This window comes from Caballeronia sp. KNU42, from assembly GCF_053760385.1.
In genome coordinates this window covers 1,312,241-1,331,649 of record NZ_CM132389.1, presented here as the reverse complement: position 1 = coordinate 1,331,649, position 19,409 = coordinate 1,312,241, and the positions used below count along the sequence as shown (strand labels likewise).

Genomic DNA, 19,409 nt, shown 5'->3' with positions numbered 1-19,409 from the left:
CCCTAGCGCGCTTCGATAATGTGTTCCTGCGCCCGCGCCAGCAGCCATTGCTCGCGCAACAAGCGGCGAATTTCGGACGCGACATCTGCGTCCAGCATGGCCGGACGTTTCGCCATCACCGCAAAGATTTCGTAGGCGGTGCCGTCAGGTGTCGGGAATGGTCCGAGCAAGTCGCCGGCTGCCGCGTTGAATACCTTCGCTTCGATCTCGGCAGCAAGCGATCCGCGCAACACCTTGCCAAGCACCCCTCCCTGGTCGCGGGTGTCGGCAATCGAGTGTTCCCGCGCCATCTCGGTGAAGCTGTCGGGATCGTCCTGCAGGTAGGAGATCATTTCCTTCGCCTGGCTCGGTGTTTCGAGCACGATATGACTGATCTCCACGCTGTCGAAACGCGGCGAATTCAGCTTGAAATAAGCCTCCACGTCGGCGTCGCCGCCAATCTGTTCAAGCATCTTTTCCTGGTACAGCGTGTCCGTGATGAACGCCTCGAACTCGTCGAGGTTCACGCCGAGGGCATCGAGATAACGGTTCATGTCGGCGGCACGATGCAGGCCGCGCACGCGCCTGAACTGATCGGCGCGCATCTGGATATCGCCCTCGGACACATCGACGCGTTGCTTCTTCGCCGCCCGCACCGTGAGCTTGTCGCGCACGAGCTGCTCGACGAGTCCCTCGAATTGCCCGGTCAGTTTCAACACCCGGATGAACTCATCGGCATCGACGACTTCATCGTCTATTCGCACAATCGCCGTCATTTCTTATGCCCCTTTTTAAACATGAAAAGCATTCGATGGGGTTCGCCACCGTCAGCCCGCCACCTGCCGGAACGGGTCAAGACCGAGATCGATCAGACGCCGCTCGCGCACCACGATCTCCGCGGTCGCCGTCATGCCGTAGCGCAGCGGGTAGCGCGTATCCGCCACCTGGTAATAGTCGCGGGCGAGCGTGACGCGTCCTTCATAGACCGGCTGTTTTGTCTCCGGCGACGGTTTCGTCGCCGGAGAAATGAACTCGAGCGTGCCGTCGATCACGCCGTAGCGTTGATACGGAAACGCATTGAACTTGAGCTTGACCGCCTGGCCCTCGCGCAGGAAAGCGCGGTCATGTTCGGCTATCTCGATCTTCAGCACTGGCCGCGCGTCCTTTGGTGCAATGCCCCCTAGCGGCGTGTTGGCCTGGATCTTGTCGCCGGGCTGCGTCGAGGTGACATCCGTGATGACACCCGACACAGGAGCCAGGATCAGCAGGAAGTTATCCTTATCGATATTCTCGAAGCGGATACGGTCCGCCGCTTCGGCGACGAGCCTCGCGGTTTGCAATTGCAGCCGCAGCTTGTCGCCCGCGCTGGCGATTTCCCGCATCGCCGACTCGTACTGCAGCTTGAGGCTGGTCGCTTCCTGGCCGCTGGTTTCAAGTTGCGCCTTGGCCTGGGAGTATTCGTGGCTGAGGCGGAAATCGAGTTCCGTGAGTTTCGATTGCGCGATACGGGTCGCGTTATCCGCTTCCATATAAGCGTTGCGCTTGCTCTCCACCTGGATCTCCGACACCCCACCGCCGCCCGGCAACGCCAGCAGCCGGGCGTAGCGATCCAGCTCCTGCTTTGCCGCATCCCGCGTGCGGCGGGCGCTATCCAGCTCGGTGCGAGCCTCATCGACCTGGGCTTTCTGTCCCTCGGCCAGCTTGGTCGTCCCTTCGGTCACGCGCGTCTGGTGCTGATGCTCTTCCACTTCCATCTGATCTTTCAGCGCCGCCGCGCGGCGCTCCATCAGCAGCTTTTTCTCAGGAAATTCTTTCCAGTCACGCTCGGCGTCATCGAGTTTTAGTTGGGCTTGCAGCGCGTTGGTCGCGGCTTCGATCGCGCCCCGTGCGTTGAGCCGGGCAACCACATCGTCTTTCGAAACCGGCTGCCCCTCCGCGATATAGACATCGGCCAGCTCGCCGTCTATGGGTGCATAGAACCGCCTTACTTCTGACTCGGGAGAGAGGGTGCCCTGCGCCGTGACGACCACGTCCGCCCGGCCGACGAACGACCACACGAGCGCGCTCACGACCAGCGCGACCATCGTATAGATCAGTGCCTGGGTCAACCGCGCCGGCTCCGCCACAAGAATGGAGAGACCCTCCACGCTATGGTCGCCGAGCGACTCGGCAAAGGATTTAGGGTGCGCGTCGTTCTTCACCGTTACCTCCTTTGCTCGTCGTTTTATCGACACCGATCAGCGCCAGCTTGGCGCTCAGAAGCCCAGGGTCCAGCACCGGACTCAACTGAACCAGCGAGCGTCGCTGCAAGTCGACTTCCGCGTTTATTTCAGCAAGTAGTTTGTCGGCGAGCGCACTGCGATCCGCCTTCAACTGGCGAAAAAGTTGCGCGGCGCGTTGCGCGCTTGACCACGCATCGGTGAGCAGCTTCGCCTGCTTTTTGAAGCTGTCGGACAGGCCCGTCTCAAGCCGCTGGTCACCGCCGATCGCCCCGTTCGCTCGATATTGCGACCACGCCGTCTGCGCGCGGTTGAGCCAATCGTCTGCGCGCGCCAGCGCCTTCTGCCTGAGCGCGCTGAGATCCGGCTGGATCGCGTTGACGAACCAGGCGTCCGCAACCGGATCGAGCGATTCGTAAAACGACAGCACGCGATCGTCATAGCCCTGCGTACCGCGCGACTTTTGCAGGTCCGCGAACTGGCTGGCCACCGCCTGCTTGTGCGTTAGCTCAGCGCTGACGGCGTCCGCCCAGGGTCCGCCTGCCATTGATCTGAGCCCCGCCATGGCGGGTTCCGTCTGTCCATTGCGCCATGCATCCGACACCGCCGTATATCGCTGCACGACATCTGGCGCTGGCAGGCCGTTCGCATCGAGCTGGAGCCGCTGTGCCTGAAACGATGGTGTAGCAAAGCGCGCTTTCTGCATCGCGTCGATCAACGGACCGAGTTGACGCGACTGCATCGCGTGCTCGAGCGCGAGGTATTTCCGCAGATCGTCCTGCACGCGATCGAGGCCTGCCAGGCGCGGGTATTTGTCGGCGTAATCAGCTAACTCGCCGCTTAGCGCATCAGGGTCGCCGCCCGGGGCCAGCGCTTTGTCGATACTCGCCTTGAGACGCTCGATAGCCGCCAGATAGACCGAGTCATCGCTCTCGAGCTTGCGCAGATGGCTGAGCGCAACGGCGTACAGGTCCCTGAACGCAGGCACCGTCGAAGCGATCCGGTCCAGCCGCCGTTGATGACCGCTCGGGTCGCTCTCCCATTGCGTCAGCAGCTCGCTCATGCGGTTCTCATCGGCGTAGATGCGGATGGGAGCGTCTGCCTTCTCGCGGCTTGCCATGAACGTTTCAAGCCGTCCTATCCAGCCAATTTCGCCGACGAGCGCGCGCGCATCGGCGTTAGTCGCGGCCAGCGTCTCCATCTGCGAGACATCCGAGCTGGCAGCGTGGAAATTGCGGCGCTTCAGCTGGTCGAGCCAGTCCGGCAGATAACCCTTGAGAAGCGCTTCCGTCCCCAGGACGATCGCCTGGGGATCGTTTGGATGCTTGTCGAGGTAAGCATTCGCGACCGTCACAGCGGGGCGATACTCACCGTGATCGACCATGCTCTTCAGGTTCCGCTCGGCCTTGCCGCTGAAAAATAGCGCGCCGCCGATCGCGATCATTGCTGCGACGAATGCCAGGCCGAACCAGAGCACCCGGCGCTCCATCGGCCGGCCGCCGCCGAAAGCCGCACCCAGGTCGGAGACGAAACGCACGGCCTTGCTGCGTGAGCGGCGGCGTACCGGGAGACGTTCGTCGGGCAAGGTCTCGCGGTTGATTTCATCTTCAGACGGTTGAGCCTGGTCGACGCAAAAGATATCCAGGAATGAGTGCGCGGTGGCGATGAAGGTCGTCTTGTCCGGATCGTCCGGCGTGACCTGAGCCGCCGGGCCGGTTGTGGCCACCGTCGTAGCGGCGCTCGTGGTCGTGGTCGTATTCGTCGCTGCATCCGGCTCCGCTTCGCGCCGCAGGCCCACGATATACGCGAAGTGGTTGCCGCCGAACGCGAGCGCTGCACCATCTTGCAGCGGCACAGCGGTTTCACCCAGCCGCTTTCCGTCTACGAATGTGCCGTTCGTGCTGCCGAGATCCTCGACGAACGGCACGCCGCCCTTCATGAAAATATGCGCGTGCCGTCGTGACACGTAGTTGACCTGATGAGGATAGCGGTCGCTGTATTGCGCGAACGTCTCGTCCGCCTTGCTGACGAGGAACGGAAACTCGGTGAGTTCGACTACGTGCAATCCAAGGTCGCCACGCTCCGGAGTAAGCGTCACATGCACTGGCTGCGCAGCGTATGTCCGCACTACAGCGCGCGGCTCCATCCGCACCCGGAAGGCGAGCTTTCCGCCAAAGCCTATGATGTCGCCGCTTTGAAGCCGCATGGGCTTCTCGCGCAGCAATGCGCCGTTCACCGTCGTGCCGTTCTTGCTGCCGAGGTCGGCCGCATACGCCGCGCCGTTCTCGATGAAGATCCGTGCGTGACGCCGCGACAACTGCGCAACGGCGCTTGCTTCATAGCTGGCGAAAGGCGCTTCAAACCGCCCGACCGCAAACAGATTTTCGTCGATACGAATGACACCGGCCGCGGGATGAGACTCGGGCTCGAGCAAGAGATCGAAGGCCTTGTGCAGCATTGGCCCTGCCTCGGCAACGGAAGCGTCTCCTGGAGCCATGGGTCCACATCTCGAAGGACGCTCATCGCACGTTGAGCAGGCGCGATGAACCGTGTTGGACGAAACCGCAGTGAAAGCGGTGACGCCATGAAGTGTAAGTCACGCTCAGCGGTAGTCAATCATTCAGCAACACATCTGTCGCCTGAGAACTAACACTTTGCATTCCCAACATTGGTTTTGGCCGATGTGAACTACTGCCCTAAAAAACCCCGGCACGTGGCCCGCGCTTAGTTCGTTGCTCCCTTACTTGCAACAGGTTCAGCGTGCGCGGCGGTCGGGTCGCTGGTCTGGTCCGTCTTCTGGACGTCGACCGCGGACCATCCGCCGCCCAGCGATTTATAGAGGGTGACTGTGTCGGAGAGCAGCAGCTGATGGTTTTCAAGCAACGCCAGTTCTGCCGCAAGCAACGTCCGTTCGGTCTCGAAGACCTCCAGTTGCGACACCACGCCTTCCTTGAGTTGCGCTTGAATCTGCGCGGCCACCACTTGCAGATGCCCCACTTGTTCCTGCAGTTCAACGCGTTGCTTCGTATGCGCGTCGAGGTTGACCAGCGCGTTCTCCACTTCTTCGAATGCTCCCATCACCGTGCGCCGATACTGCTGCTCGACCACTACAGTCTGCGCCTCGGTCGTCTTGACGTGCGCCCTGACGCTTGGGTCCAGCAGCGGAATATTGATGCTGGGCATGAAGCTGAACGTGAAGGACTTCAATAAATCGGTCAGTGCGAAACTCGCTGAACCACCCCGGCCCGTGAGGCTGATGGTCGGCAACTGGGCGAGCTTCGCCTGACCCACGACGTCATACGCTTCCAGCACGCGGTATTCGGCCGCCACCACGTCGGGGCGCCGCGCCATCAATTGCGCCGGCAAACCCGCCGGCACGACGGGGATCTGCACGCGCTTCTCGAGCTGCCCTGTCGGCACGGTGAACTCGCCAGCCGGCACGCCGATCAATGTGGCGAGCGCGTTGTTCGCCAGATCGCGGGAGCGATGCAGTTCGAGCAGGTCTTTCGTCATGCGATTGATTTCAGCTCGCTGCGTCAGGACCTGCGTGTTCGGCACGAGGCCGTTCTTCGCCATGCCTTCGTAAATGGTCAGGATCTGCTTGTTGGTGTTCAACGTTTTTTGCTGCTGATCGATCTGGTCATCGAACTGAAGAATCTGGAAGTAGGTCGTCGAGACATCGGATACGAGCGTGAGGTAGCCTGCGCGCCAATCCGCTTCCGACGCACGATATTCGGCCTTTTGAGCCTGTACACCCTTCTCGACCGCGCCCCAGATGTCGATGTCCCAGTTCACCTGCGTCGCGACGTTGTATTGCTTCGAGAAATCCTGGTGCGTGGTTTTATCGAAGCTTGCACCTGCGCCCAGATCGGCGGTGGGGAACGCTCCGGCACGCGCTTCATTGATCTGTCCGCCGGCAACCGATACACGCGCCGCGAGAATCTTGATATCGAAGTTGCCTGCAATGGCCCGGCTGACGAGGGAGTCGAGATACGGGTCATGGAATTGCTTCCACCAGTCGAGGGTAATGGTGTCGGCCGGTGAGACGAGCGCCTTCGCCGTTTTTGACCATTCGGTCTTGGCGGGCGTATCAGGACGCTTGTAGTCCGGCACGTTCACATCGATGCAACCACTGAGCAGAGTCGTGCAGGCGATGACGGGCAACACCATGCGTGCGAACAGAGCGCGCGCAACACCCGGCACTGAGATCTCGGCGGCGCGGCCCTGCAACCCGCGCGATGGTGACATGGCTTGCACGATCTCACTCCGGGTAGATTGAATGTGGCCGGAAGACTCTCCGGCCGAGGGGTAAAGCCGGTGCGGCAGCGAAGGCCGGATGACCTTCGCTGCCTGCGCCTGACGATCAAAAGTTGACCGTGTTGTGGTTGCTGGCGGTTTGCGTCGGCTTGACCGTCGACGAGATATCGCTCGCAAACGCAACGTTGTTGCCGTTGTTGTTGATCGTGTTTTGCGACTGGCTGATCAACTGCTCTGCATTGAACGAGAGGCTGGTCGTCGAGCTGTTGTAGCCCGGCCAGAAGCTCGGCAGGTTGCCGCCACGCACGGCGGACATCGCGCGGCTGTCGAGTTCTTCGGTAACGGACAGGTCTTTGATGGTGAGTGATTTCATGGTGGTTCTCCTAAGGGTTTAAGCCAGGTGGCTTTGAGGTTGGTGAGCATCTTGTCTGCTCGCAGGACACTAATGCATAGCCTGTGCCAGGCATGGTCCATAAAGTGGCCAGAGGCGCTCTGAGCTTTACTGGAAAAGGGTTTGCGCGATTGATTCATGGCGGCGGAAGGTGGCCGCACGCAAGTCGCACAGGACATACATGATGGGCGGCAACCAACGCTTGTTCGACGAACTGTTGGTTCACGCGCGACACTCACTGCGCATGAACCGGCCCGATCATTTAACGTAGATCGTGATCTTCTTCGAATAGACAGGAGGGTTGTGCGGGACGTGCATGTAGTCGCCCATCAGCAATTGCAGCGTGTGCTTGCCGGGAGGCAGCTCGAGTGTGGTTTCCGTTTCACCCGCGCCAAAATGCAGGTGCTGGCGGTCAGAGGGAATCTCCTCATCGAACGACTTGGGCAGGTCCGTGTCGATCAGCAAATGATGATGGCCAGTATTCGGATACTGCACGCCGCGCGGGGCGACGCCCATGTAACGCAGCCCGAACCACACGCGAAACGGCTTGCCGGCGGGAAGCGTCTGACCATTGTTCGGGTAGCCGATGTACGCGTAGGCAGCGGCAGGCGCGGACGTGGGGCCGGCCAGCGCGGCCCCGGATATCAGGGATACCCCGAGCGAGACCGCGATCGCCGCGGCAGCACAAAATTTCTTCATGGCACACGCCCTCCCCTTAATCTGCAGCCCGGCTGAATATGCACACTGTGATGCACCCGTCATTTCACGGTGATCGTGATCTTCTTCGAATAGATCGGGGGATCGTGCGGCACGTGGTTGTAGTCCCCCATGAGCAACTGCAGCGTGTGCTTGCCCGGTGGCAACTCGATTCGCGCATCGGTTTCACCTGCTCCGAAATGCAGATGCTGGCGGTCTGACGGAATGGCCTCGTCGAACGGAGGCAACTCCGTATCGATAAGCAAGTGATGGTGACCTACATTAGGGATGTTGACGCCCTTCGGACACACGCCCATGTTGCGCAGCCCCATGCGGACCCAGAGTTTTCCGCCGGTGATCACCGCGCCGTCAGGCGGCCAGATGATGAACGCCTCCGCTCCGGGCGGTGACGGCGTGCGCGTAGCCGGAAACGACCGTGAAGGCACGAGCACCGTCATGAAAGCGAGCACACCGAGGACGGTTCTTCTTAGCATTTTCGTATTCTCCCGAGCCATATGTACGGCTTTCTCCTTGTTAGCTTAGGACGGAATCCGATAAAAAGACATGCTTTGAAGGAGCGCCAACCGGACCGCTGTATGGACAGGATTCGGCTGATTGTTTATTCCGTTTCGTCATAATAATTAGGCCTCCGTCTTTTATTGGCGAGAGGATTCGTCATAAAAGGCCAATCCCCGGGCTAATCAAGACACGTTGCATCGTTACGCCGTCTTGACCACGTCGATATGAAGTAGTTGCGTGCTATGGTTGCTTGTGATGCTCGCCCATCGGACGATCGGATTCTGCATGAGTGCTGCGGCGCTCCTGCGAATCATGCGGCTCTTGCGCGGTTCCCTTGAGGGCACCGTCGAATACCGGCACGGGGTGTGATCATGTGGCGAAGACTACTTTTGCGAAATCTGTGGCTCGCGGTGCTGCTTGGAACGGTCGCATTCGGCAGCGGCGCGGCCGAGCGGAATAACGGTGCGCAGCCGCGCCGCGTTGCACTGGTCATCGGCAATGCGAGCTATGCGGATCAGCCACTCGCCAACGCCACGCGCGATGCGGCGGCGACCGGCCAGATGCTGAGCCAGCTCGGCTTCGAGGTCATGACGTACTCGAACCTGGATCAGGCACGCATGAACGAAGCAGTTCAGGAATTCGACAAGCGTCTCGCTGCTGGCGGAGTCGGGCTGCTCTATTTCGCCGGGCACGCAGTGCAGGTCGGCAAGTCCACGCTGCTACTGCCGGTCGATGCGCAGGGGGCACCTGTAGCCCCTGTCACGCGAGGCATCGACTTGAACAGCATCCTGGCGGGCATGCCGTCAGCCCGCCGCGATCAACTCAATCTGGTCGTGCTCGATACCTGTCTGAACAATCCATACGACCCGGGCAATGTCAGCATGGTCCGGCCGCCTTCGCAGACGATCGTCGCGTATGCGACCGCACCCGGCGCATACGCGGCCGACGGCGCGCGACATGGCACGTACACCGCGGCGTTGTTGCGCGCGCTCGGTCAGCCGCGGCGAAATGTGGAGGACGTGCTAGACGATGTCGCGCGGTCCGTGAGCCTTGCCACTGAGGGGCGGCAGGTACCGTGGGTGGCGACCGGACCGGCCATAAAGGCAGAGGGGTTCCAATTCGCACCGTCCGTTCGGCAAACGAGCAGCAGCATGACGACGCCTGAAACCGTCGTTGCGTATCAAAGCCGGGGAATTCTTCCTAAGGATAGCAACGAGCAATACGAACTCACCTTCTGGGAGTCGATCAAGGACAGCACCTACCCGAGCGATTACGAGGCCTATTTGAAGGCCTATCCTAACGGACGCTTTGCCACGCTCGCGCACGCTCGTATCGACCGGCTTCGCGCAGCTGCCTCTGCGCCGAAGGCGCAACCGCCTGCTGCTCAAGTCGACCATGCGCGCTCGGCAACCCCACCTGCCGCACCCGTTGCACCCGCACCGGCACCTGTGGAGAAAGCCGCGGCCGCTTCCACGCCGGCACCTGCGCTCGCTCCCGCTCCAGCCACCAAGACAACTGCTTCTGCCGCAAACGAGATCAAGGACTGCGCGGCGTGTCCGGCGCTGGTTTCGCTACCGGGCGGGTCGTTCGAGATGGGCAGTAATTCTGACGATCCTGCTGAACGTCCCGTGCATCGGGTCAGCATTGGCCACCCGTTCGCCATCGGCAAATACGAGGTGACCATCGAGCAGTGGAACGCATGCGCGGATGCAAGCGCCTGCCCGCACCTCGATATTGAAGGCAACACCGCGAAGACCACACCCGCGCGCAATTTGAGCTGGGACGACGCGCAGGCCTACGTCAAGTGGTTGACCAAGACAACGGGGAAGACTTATCGCCTGGCGAGCGAGGCCGAGTGGGAATATGCCGCGCGCGGCGGCACCACGACGACCTACTGGTGGGGCAACGAAATGCGCAAGGGCTATGCGGACTGCAAGGACTGCGGCGACCCGTGGCGCAAGGATAGCCCGGTAAACGTGGGCTCGTTCCTCCCCAACCCCTTCGGACTCTTCGACATGAACGGCAGCGTGTGGGAATGGGTCGGCGACTGCTGGCACGGCTCATACAAGGGCGCGCCAACAGATGGCCGTGTCTGGGACGAGGCGGGCTGCCCGATGCGTGTCATACGGGGCGGCTCGTGGCCTGATGGCGCCGCCTACATGCAGTCGGCCACGCGCTTCAAATACAGCCCCAGCGTGCGGCAATCGCAGAACGGCATGCGCGTGGCACGCGACATGAAGTAACAGGGTCTTGTAGCAGGCGTTATTGTTTGCGGGGATGCGTGTCTATCTGAACGAAATCCACCGCGATCTTGTCGCGTCCGAATTTATTCGCGATATCGCCAAGCCGCTTCTCCACCGCTCGCAGATAGTCCGCGCGCGGCTCGCTCTCGGGCCTGATCGTATCGAACAGGGCTGCGGGCGTCGCGAGCAGCACGATCATCTCCGAGCCGAACGGTTTCGATACGATCCAGTCGCCGCCGCTGCCAATGGTCGCAGCGTAGTTCGGCGGCGCCTGGTTGTCTTTCGAACGTGCGTTCGGCAACAGGTGGACCACGCTGCCGTCGAGTTGGTAATAATCGATATTGACCCATGAATCATAGGGCGGCGTGGTGATCTGAACGACCAGCGGCTGGCCTTCGGTCAACTGCGTATTGTGGCTCCGGGTTTGAATCGTCGCCGATCGGCCTGTCGTCAAATACGGCGCGATCAGCTTGAGCATGTCGCATTTATCGTCGTCGACTTCCTGGACCTGCACTCCCGGATTGGTGACGCCCGGAATCTGATTCAGCGTCGTGCGCAATTTCTGCGTGCCATAGCTTCGGCCGACATAGCCGCTCACACTAAGTGCCTGGTCCTGCACCGACGCCACCAGCGCCGAACACGGCACGCTCGCGAGCACAGGAGCGACCGTCGTGAGTGAAAGCGGGGTGGGGACGACCGGCAGGGGCGCGGGCGCCTCTGCGACCTTCTCCGGCACGGCAGCGACTTTCTCCGGTGGCGCGCTGCGATGCGACGACGCATAGAAGTAGCCGCCCGCGGCCACCACGGCCAGTACGCCTGCCGAGACAACGGTCTTGACCGCCGCGCCCGACCTGCCGTTGCCCGTTTGCGTATCGCCGAATTCTTGCAGGAACTGCGTGACCGTCGGCATGCGCGCTTCGCGCTCGAATGCAAGCGATGCCCTGAGAGCCCGCCATTGCCGCGTCCCCAGGCCATCGGGACGTTGCGGCTTGAGGCTCGAGCCGCGCGCCTGGGTTGCGGGAACCCGGTCGAAGGGATGCCGCCCGGTCAGCAACTCGTAGGTCGTGCAGCCGAGTGCATAGATGTCATCGCGGGGATCGGGCTCGCGATGCTCGAGCATCTCCGGGCTCGCATAAGCGGGCGTCAGCGCGCCGAGACTGCCGGGGTCGAAGATGGTTGCGTCGGTCTCTTCTTCGGGCCGCTGGAACACGCGGGCGATACCGAAGTCGATCACCTTCACCTCGGCGGTATCGGTCAGGAACACGTTCGCGGGTTTGAAATCGCAATGGACGAAACCACGCTCGTGCGCATAGGCCAGCGCATTCGCCATGCCTTTGAAGATCGGCAACGCCTGCGCATACGGCATGCCCTTGAACTCCGGATCCCGCAAGATCCGGCTCAGGGGCTTGCCGGACAAATACTCCATGGTCAGGTAAACCACCGGGCCGTCGCGATCGAAGTCATACACCGTGACGATGTTTCGATGCCCGAGCGATTGCGCCTTCTTGGCTTCGCGCTGCAGCGCGATGAGCGATTTCGGATTGCCGCGAAACTGGAGATTCAGCACCTTGATCGCAATGTACGGACGGCGATCGGAGGCTTCCAGCTTGCGCAGATCCAGCGCCTTGTACACGGTTCCCATGCCGCCCACACCGATACATTCCTCGAGCACGAAGCGCCCGTTGAGGGTATCGCCGACCTCCTTGACCTGATCCGTATCCGACATCACGTAGTCGCGGGCGGACGAGAAGGAGGAAGGAGGCTGTGAAGGGGGAGTCGATCGCTGTTGCAACGCGCCTGGCGAAGTCTGCAGGCGAGTCTCATCGGAATTCGCGCCATGGCTTGCCAGCGACGCTTGCTCTATCCGCCGATGCACGGCCGCGTAGAGATCGGCCGGCAGCGGCGTTTTGGCTTGTTCTTCGCGGAGTATTTCCAGCAAGCGCCCGGTCGAGGTGTCGTCGACGGACAACGCATTGTCGACGAGTATTAGAAACTCATCACGCGATGTACCGCTGCTTTGGAAGGTTCGGATAGCTTGCGCAAGACTGGTCATCTCTACGGCTCGATGCGGCTCCATTAGTGAACATATTGTCTGTAGTTACCCGCACTCGCAGTGTTTCGATACTAGGTGAGACCCCTGCCTTACGCAACACGGTTTCGTTGCGGGTGTTGGATCGGGCACATGTTGTTCGCAGTCCAACAGATGGGGGTTCAGATGTTGGTTGAAAGCCGTCATGCGTGTCGAACGCCGGTGCGAACGCGTGGATGACGCGCACGTTCCGAATTCCGCCGAGCCTTTCTCCGCAAGCCTTTCGAGACTATTTTCTCGCGCACCGACGCTCCTGGCACAGGCCATGCATTAGTGTCCTGCGAGCAGACAAGATGCTCACCAACCTCTAAAGCCACCTGGCTTAACCCTTAGGAGAACCACCATGAAATCACTCACCATCAAAGACCTGTCCGTTACCGAAGAACTCGACAGCCGCGCCATGTCGGCCGTACGCGGTGGCAACCTGCCCGGCTACTGGCCCGGCATCAACGTGTCGTCGTACGAAGCTTCGTTCGATGCTTCGCAACTGATCAGCCAGTCGCAAAACACGCTGAACAACAACGGCAACAACGTGGCGTTCGCGAGCGGCATTCACTCGACGGTCGACCCGAAGCAGACCGCCACGAACAAGAACACGATCAACTTCTGAAGCTGCGCGACAGCCCGGAGGCCTTGCGGTCTCCCGGTTGCCGGTTCAGGCCACCCTTACTTTTAAGCTCGGAGCACCGCCATGTCGTCTCTCATGATTCACGATTTGTCTCACAGCCGGGAACTGGACCGCCACGCCATGTCGGACGTGCGCGGCGGCAACTCAGCACTTGCCAACGCCGGTTCGCTCGCCAACATCAACGTCGCAGTGAACACGAACGAGAACATCGTTCAGTATCAAAACGTAGAGGTCAATGCGCTTAACAACATCGGCGTGCTTGGCGCCAACCTCGGGCCGATCCACCTGAACGTCAATCCGGCGCAGTACGCGAGCACGGGTGCCGGTGTGAATTTTTGAAGTACAGGTAGTGCAGGTCTGCACGCGTTCACGTCCGCTGCGGGAAGATTCTTTCCGCGGCGGATTTGCCTATACTGGATTGAATCGAAACCCTCACCTTTCCTGGATGACACCATGGCTGCAATTCTGATCAAGGATCTGCCCGACAGCGTGGAACTCGACAAGCAGGCGATGAGCGCGATTGTCGGCGGCGCAAGGTCCCGCTCCCGTTCTGCGCTTCGTTCGTATGCAACGCCCGCGAACAGCACGAGGATCGTCAATTTTCCGGCCAGCCAGATTGGCGTTACGGCGGCTCAACCCCCGGCCAAGGCGACGAGTCGGAAAGCGCGCAAATAGACCGGTTTGGCACCCACGCGCACTGAATTCCCGGCAAACCCCAGCCGGGTGTTCGCGTTCGCGGTGGCGCTAACGGCGGCTAGACTGGCCGATATCGCCGCACGTCATTCCCTTAGAAGAAATCAAGCTTTCGCCGCTTAGGGGCTCGATCAATCGAAAGCCGGAAACAAGGTATATTTGCCCGGTGGTTCTGCGGGTAATCCCTCAAGCGGCTTCTACCGTGCCGCCAGGGAACAACATTCCCTGGAGAAATGACATGGCAAATTGGACGCCTGATCCAACGTTCTATCCTTCACCGCGGATGGCCATGAAGGCCCCGCACGAAACCATCGCCTACGTGGCGAGTTTCGATCCCACGCGACAGGTTCCGGATGCCATTGCCGTCATCGACGTGGACCCCGCGTCGGCCAGCTATTCGCAGTTGATCAGCAATGTTGCCATGCCTAACGCGGGCGACGAACTGCATCATTTCGGCTGGAACGCCTGCAGTTCCTGCTTGTGCCCGAACGCACCTCATGCGCATGCCGAGCGTCGTTACCTGGTCGTGCCGGGCTTGCGATCATCGAGAATCCATATCCTCGATACCAAGGCCGACCCGCGCAATCCCAAGATCGTGCGTGTGCTGGAACCCGGGGAAGTCGCCGAGAAAGCGGGCTATACAAGGCCTCATACGGTTCACTGCGGACCCGAGGGTATCTACATAGCCGCATTGGCGAACGCGCAAGGCGAGGCGCCGGGCGGCATTTTCCTGATGGACCACGAGACTTTCGACATTCGCGGTCAATGGGAAATAGATCGCGGTCCTCAGCAATTATCCTACGACGCCTGGTGGCACCTCGGACATGACACCCTGGTCACCAGCGAATGGGGCTTGCCCGCTACATTCGAAAACGGCCTCGTACCGGAGGTCCTGCTTGGCGGGAAATACGGGCACAAGCTGCACTTCTGGGACCTGCATACACGCAAGCATCAACAAGAGGTCGATTTCGGCGCGGAGAACCAGCTCGTGTTCGAGCTGCGTCCAGCCCACGACCCGACCAAGGCATACGGCTTCGTCAACTCCGTGATCAGCCTGAAGGATTTATCCGCGTCCATCTGGACCTGGTATCGCGACGGTGACAAATGGGCTGTCAAGAAGATCATCGAGATTCCGGCCGAGCCTGCCGACCCCGATCTGTTGCCGCCCATGCTGAAGGGTTTCGGCGCTGTGCCGCCGCTTGTCACCGACATCGATTTATCGATGGACGATCGCTTTCTCTATGTCGCGTGCTGGGGAACCGGCGACTTGCGGCAATACGACGTGTCCGATCCCTTCGCGCCGAAGCTCACCGGGACCGTCAGGATCGGTGGCATCGTATCGCGCGAGTCCCATCCGAAAGCGGGCGGTCGAGCGCTGAACGGCGGACCGCAGATGGTCGAGGTCAGCCGCGACGGCCGCCGCGTGTATTTCACCAATTCGCTATACGGTGCTATCGACGAGCAGTTTTATCCCGATGGTCTCAACGGCTGGATGGTGAAGCTGGATGCGTCGCCCGAAGGCGGTATCGAATTCGATCCGCGTTTCCTGGTCGAGTGGCCTTCCACGCACCGGCCGCATCAGGTGCGGCTCGAGGGCGGCGATTGTTCGTCAGACTCGTATTGTTATCCGTGAGCCGCCGCTCTCGCGGAGCGCTCAAGCCGGGCGCATCATGAACATGGCATGGGCCGGGACGGGCCATGCCTGGGAGTGGTTCGCTATTGCGGGCCTTGGGATCTTTCATGGAATCAACCCCGCCATGGGCTGGCTGTTCGCGGTCGCTCTCGGTCTGCATCGGCGCAGCCGGCAAGCCGTCCTGCTTGCGATCCCGCCAATGGCGCTGGGCCACGCGCTCTCCATCGGTATAGTCGCGGCTCTCGTGCTCACTACCGGGAGGGTCATAGATAGCCATCTCGTTCGCATCGCAAGCGGCGCCCTGCTCGTCGCCTGGGCGGTGTACCAGGTCCGATATGGCCATCGGCACCGCGTGCGTGTTGGCATGACGACAGGTTTCACCGGCCTCGTCCTCTGGTCGTTCCTGATGGCGACCGCACACGGCGCAGGTCTCATGCTGATTCCCGCGCTGATCCCATTGTGCGGGTCCGTGGCGGGTCAAGCATCCTCCGGGCCGCTGCTGGTCTCGCTCGCCGCTGTCGGCCTGCATACGCTGGCCACCTTGCTCGTAACGGCCGGCATCGCGCTGCTCGTGTACGACTGGCTGGGCGTGGGCGTGCTCAGGCGCGGCTGGATCAACTTCGACAGGCTCTGGACCATCGGGCTCGCGGGCACCGGCGTGTTGCTGATCGCCACGGCCTAGCAAGCGGATGCCGGATGGCTCGCCCGGCTTCGGGCAAGCGCCTGTCATTCCTCACTCATACGCCAAACCGGGGCGAGCGCCGCCAAGCGGCGATAATGCGGCTGGCGCAGTGCCTTCCCGACAGCCGCGATCGGCTACGATTGACGTCCATGGCTTGCGAGGCACAGCCACCGCTGCGCGTTTCGCCTGGTGCCGATAGAGAATCCGCGCCTTCCCTGAACCACGACCTTGTTTGTCACCAAGCTAAATCGATAATGAAAAAAACGCCGGCATATCCAGAAAGCAAAGAAGCTTTCAGTGTCGTTTCAATTCACGCATAGGCACACGGCGATGGCTCAAAACTACTCGAACTGGTTCGTGCGCGCGCGCCTCAAGACGCGGCAGTTGATGCTCCTCGCGGCCATGGAAGAAGAAGGCAACGTTCGCCGCGCCGCCGATGTCCTCGGCATGACACAGCCGGCGGCGTCGCGTCTCTTGAAGGAACTGGAGGACGTGCTGGAGGTGCGGCTCTTCGACCGCACGCCGCACGGGATGCACGCCACGCTGTACGGCGAAGTGATGATCCGCCATGCGCGCATGGTGCTTTCGAACCTGGACCAGGCGCACAACGAGATCTCCGCGTTGCGCGCGGGACTCGCGGGTCAGGTGCAGATTGGCGCGATTGCCGCCGCTGCGGCGACCATGGTGCCGCTCGCCATCGCGCGCGTGAAAGCGCTTTATCCGCAATTGCAGATCTGGCTGCAAGTGGAGACGTCAAACATGATGCTGCCGCTGATTGCAGAGGGTCACCTGGACATCATGATCGGCCGCGTACTCGAGCGACAAGGCGAGTTCAAGGATACGGTGCGTTACGAGCCTATTGCCGAGGAACCGCTTTGCGTGGTCGTTCGCCCCGGGCATCCGCTCGAACAGGCGACCGGCCTGACCATGCATGACATTGTCAATGCCGGCTGGGTTCTGCATCCGCCGGGCAGCGTGCTGCGGCACCGGTTCGACATGGTGTTTTCGCAGATCGGCCTCAGTTCGCCGCAGAATGTGGTGAATACCAACAACATCCTCGCCATCTCGGGCATCTTGCTGCAGAGCGACATGCTCGCGGTCATGCCCGAAGAGGTCGCACGGCAATACGAGGAATTCGGCACACTGAAGCGGTTGGCGATTGAACTGCCGTTCCGCATGGACGCATTCGGCATTATCACGCGGCAAACGCAACTATTGTCGCCAGCGGCAACCGTTGTGCTTAAGGCGCTGCACGATGCCGCGCTCGAAGTGTATGGCGTGCGGCTGGACGCCATTACTTAAGGCCTGTGGGCTGCGAAGAGCGCACGGGCCCTTAAGCTATATTGCAGGTCGGTCCATCATTTACGGAGTGTCACTCATGATCATCGAAGAGAACAATCAGCTCATGCTGCGGCCACTCGAACGTACCGATCTCCACTTCGTCCACAGCCTGAACAACAACGCAAAGATCATGCGTTACTGGTTCGAAGAGCCCTACGAAACATTCTCCGAGTTGTCCCAGCTATACGATCGCCACGTCCACGATCTGCGTGAACGCCGCTTTGTTGCTGTCGACAAGACCGGCGAGACAATAGGGCTCGCAGAATTGATCGAGCTTGATTACATCCACAGGCGCGGCGAATTCCAGATCATCATTGCACCCGGCGCTCAGGGCCAGGGCTTTGCAACGAGCGCGACCCTGCTTGCAACGGACTATGCGTTTTCCGTGCTCAATCTGCGCAAGCTTTACCTGATCGTCGATGTATCGAATCAGTCGGCCATTCACGTCTACGAGAAGTGCGGCTTCAAACAGGAAGCGGAATTGATCGAAGAGTTTTTTGGCAACGGCCGGTATCACAATGTCTATCGCATGTGCATTTTCCAGCACGATTTCCTTAAGCAAATGCAGGCAGGCAAGTAAGGACGGGGCTAGAAGGAAACAATAAACCGGGTTCCGGACGGCAAGGTTCTGACGGACAGTGTCCAATTGTGCGCCAGCGCTATTTCCTTGCAGATCGATAGGCCCAGGCCGGCGCCGTCATGTTGAGCATCGGGTGCGCGCCAAAAACGCTCAAATAAAAATGGCAAATGTTCAGGGTTGACGCCGGGTCCCTCGTCCTGGATACAGATCGTCTTTTCGTCGACGGAAACAATGACGGATCCATGCGTAGGCGTCGCGTTGATCGCGTTTTCAACTATATTTTTCAGCAAGATGAAAAGCGCGCTCCTGTCAGCTCGCATTGTCGCGGGAATGACAGGAGCGTCGACGTGCAGTTTCACTTGTTTTTTGTCCGCCTTGCGCGCCAGATAATCCACGACGTCCTCGACAACATCGACCTTGTCGACCTCGCCGAATTCAAAGTTTTGCGATTCACTTACTTCGGCGAGATGCAAGAGCTGCCGGACCTGCCGCGCCATCAAGTCGATTTCGCGGAACAGCAAATCCTTGTTCTCGACCTCGGGCTGCAACTCGATCTGCCCTCTTATCAAAGTCAGCGGTGTTTGAAGTTCATGAGCTGCCGAGGCGAGAAATTGCTGCTGTACCGCGAAGCCATTTTCGAGGCGCGCCAGCGCATCATTGAACGCGATAAGAATAGGCTTGATCTCGCTGGGAACACCCTTGATGGAAAGCCGCATACGAAGGTTTTGCGGGGTGATTGAAGCAGCGGAATCCGATGCCACGCGCAAAGGCCGCAGCACGCGGCGAACCGTGAACGTCAAGGTCAGGCCGAAGATAATTGTCGCGATCAGCAAGGTATAGCCTACGATCTCCGGAATCGGCTCGATCCTCTCACCGAGCACGGCTTTATTGAACGCCACGCTCGCCGCGCTTTGCACAAAAAATGGCGTTTGCCCGTGCATGATCTCGAGGGTCACGACGTCAAAAGGCTTACCGTTGATGGCAACGCGTTTCATGGCGCCGACGGAGCTTGTCAGATCGCCAGTATCCCAGGAGGGATTGTTCAGCGCGCCACGGGAAGCAAGAAGCACATGTCCGGAGGCGTCGAGCGTACGGTACAGCAACTCGGTCGATGCGAAATCGAAGAGCCAGGTGGCGCGCTCGTCGAGGTTTATCGACACCGGCCGCCCCGAGTCGTCAAAGCGCAATTGGGAGGCTAACAGGCGGGCGCTTCTTATGCTCTCGCTCACCCTGAATGTATCGGGCGGCAAGTGATTGAAGGCGTACAGCACGATCGCGGCGATGACAGTGAGACTCACGGCCAAAGCCGCGACGCTTGTCACCCATAAGCGCACCGAGAGGCTTTTGATCCAGTAGCTGAGCATGATGATGCTGTCCGTGTAACTTGATCGAATGCGGTCAAGGGTCACATTGCGCGATGCGGTCGCGAGGCTGGAGTTGACCCGCTCATTCGCCAAAA

General features: G+C 60.5%; 17 protein-coding genes. 8 read left to right on the top strand and 9 right to left on the bottom strand.

The features are described 5' to 3' along the window. Positions 1–2: 2 nt before the first annotated feature. From ACSOSP_RS25155 to ACSOSP_RS25125, 7 genes are all read right to left on the bottom strand, one after another. Positions 3–755 carry a peptidylprolyl isomerase gene (locus tag ACSOSP_RS25155; RefSeq protein WP_455313608.1) on the bottom strand — a complete coding sequence of 251 codons (753 nt, stop codon included), beginning with the start codon at positions 753–755 and terminating at the stop codon, positions 3–5. A 51-nt stretch (positions 756–806) separates the two neighbouring features. Further along, positions 807–2,180, bottom strand: coding sequence for an HlyD family efflux transporter periplasmic adaptor subunit (locus tag ACSOSP_RS25150; RefSeq protein ID WP_455313607.1), 1,374 nt, complete (start codon positions 2,178–2,180; stop codon positions 807–809). Then, positions 2,158–4,695, bottom strand: coding sequence for an FHA domain-containing protein (locus tag ACSOSP_RS25145; RefSeq protein ID WP_455313606.1), 2,538 nt, complete (start codon positions 4,693–4,695; stop codon positions 2,158–2,160). The genes ACSOSP_RS25150 and ACSOSP_RS25145 overlap by 23 nt, the downstream gene beginning before the upstream one ends. Positions 4,696–4,922: 227 nt before the next feature. Then, positions 4,923–6,368, bottom strand: a complete 1,446-nt coding sequence (locus ACSOSP_RS25140; protein ID WP_455313670.1) for an efflux transporter outer membrane subunit — start codon at positions 6,366–6,368, stop codon at positions 4,923–4,925. Positions 6,369–6,561: 193 nt separating this feature from the next. Further along, positions 6,562–6,828, bottom strand: coding sequence for a hypothetical protein (locus tag ACSOSP_RS25135; protein WP_455313605.1), 267 nt, complete (start codon positions 6,826–6,828; stop codon positions 6,562–6,564). Positions 6,829–7,104: 276 nt separating this feature from the next. After that, positions 7,105–7,545 (bottom strand): DUF4399 domain-containing protein, encoded by a 441-nt coding sequence (locus ACSOSP_RS25130; protein WP_455313604.1) that lies wholly within the window; start codon positions 7,543–7,545, stop codon positions 7,105–7,107. Positions 7,546–7,604: 59 nt separating this feature from the next. Further along, entirely contained in the window at positions 7,605–8,000 is a 396-nt protein-coding gene (locus ACSOSP_RS25125; RefSeq protein ID WP_455313669.1) for a DUF4399 domain-containing protein, read from the bottom strand. Between the two features lie 432 nt (positions 8,001–8,432). Between ACSOSP_RS25125 and ACSOSP_RS25120 the strand changes: the two genes are divergently transcribed. Further along, the gene (locus ACSOSP_RS25120) at positions 8,433–10,304 is read left to right on the top strand and encodes an SUMF1/EgtB/PvdO family nonheme iron enzyme (RefSeq protein ID WP_455313603.1); all 1,872 of its coding nucleotides are present in this window, start codon (positions 8,433–8,435) and stop codon (positions 10,302–10,304) included. A gap of 19 nt (positions 10,305–10,323) precedes the next feature. Here the strand turns inward: ACSOSP_RS25120 and ACSOSP_RS25115 are convergent, their stop codons facing one another. Then, positions 10,324–12,357: a protein kinase domain-containing protein gene (locus tag ACSOSP_RS25115; RefSeq protein ID WP_455313602.1), complete on the bottom strand. Its 2,034-nt coding sequence runs from the start codon at positions 12,355–12,357 to the stop codon at positions 10,324–10,326. 379 nt (positions 12,358–12,736) lie between these two features. Here ACSOSP_RS25115 and ACSOSP_RS25110 point away from each other — a divergent pair, with 379 nt between their 5' ends. The 7 genes from ACSOSP_RS25110 (at position 12,737) to speG (ending at position 17,950) form a co-directional block, all read left to right on the top strand. Then, positions 12,737–13,003 (top strand): hypothetical protein, encoded by a 267-nt coding sequence (locus ACSOSP_RS25110; RefSeq protein WP_031358457.1) that lies wholly within the window; start codon positions 12,737–12,739, stop codon positions 13,001–13,003. Positions 13,004–13,084: 81 nt separating this feature from the next. Further along, positions 13,085–13,360, top strand: a complete 276-nt coding sequence (locus tag ACSOSP_RS25105) for a hypothetical protein (protein ID WP_455313601.1) — start codon at positions 13,085–13,087, stop codon at positions 13,358–13,360. A 114-nt stretch (positions 13,361–13,474) separates the two neighbouring features. Beyond that, positions 13,475–13,696 carry a hypothetical protein gene (locus tag ACSOSP_RS25100; protein ID WP_455313600.1) on the top strand — a complete coding sequence of 74 codons (222 nt, stop codon included), beginning with the start codon at positions 13,475–13,477 and terminating at the stop codon, positions 13,694–13,696. A 256-nt stretch (positions 13,697–13,952) separates the two neighbouring features. Next, a complete protein-coding gene (locus ACSOSP_RS25095; protein ID WP_455313599.1) occupies positions 13,953–15,347 on the top strand; it encodes a selenium-binding family protein in 1,395 nt (464 codons plus the stop codon). Between the two features lie 37 nt (positions 15,348–15,384). Beyond that, entirely contained in the window at positions 15,385–16,029 is a 645-nt protein-coding gene (locus tag ACSOSP_RS25090) for a hypothetical protein (RefSeq protein WP_455313598.1), read from the top strand. 330 nt (positions 16,030–16,359) lie between these two features. Beyond that, positions 16,360–17,331 carry a LysR family transcriptional regulator gene (locus ACSOSP_RS25085; RefSeq protein WP_455313597.1) on the top strand — a complete coding sequence of 324 codons (972 nt, stop codon included), beginning with the start codon at positions 16,360–16,362 and terminating at the stop codon, positions 17,329–17,331. A gap of 76 nt (positions 17,332–17,407) precedes the next feature. Further along, positions 17,408–17,950: a spermidine N1-acetyltransferase gene (gene speG / locus ACSOSP_RS25080; protein ID WP_455313596.1), complete on the top strand. Its 543-nt coding sequence runs from the start codon at positions 17,408–17,410 to the stop codon at positions 17,948–17,950. A gap of 8 nt (positions 17,951–17,958) precedes the next feature. On the opposite strand, the gene ACSOSP_RS25075 is transcribed toward speG, so the two are convergent. After that, the gene (locus ACSOSP_RS25075; protein ID WP_455313595.1) at positions 17,959–19,314 is read right to left on the bottom strand and encodes a sensor histidine kinase; all 1,356 of its coding nucleotides are present in this window, start codon (positions 19,312–19,314) and stop codon (positions 17,959–17,961) included. Positions 19,315–19,409: the final 95 nt, after the last annotated feature.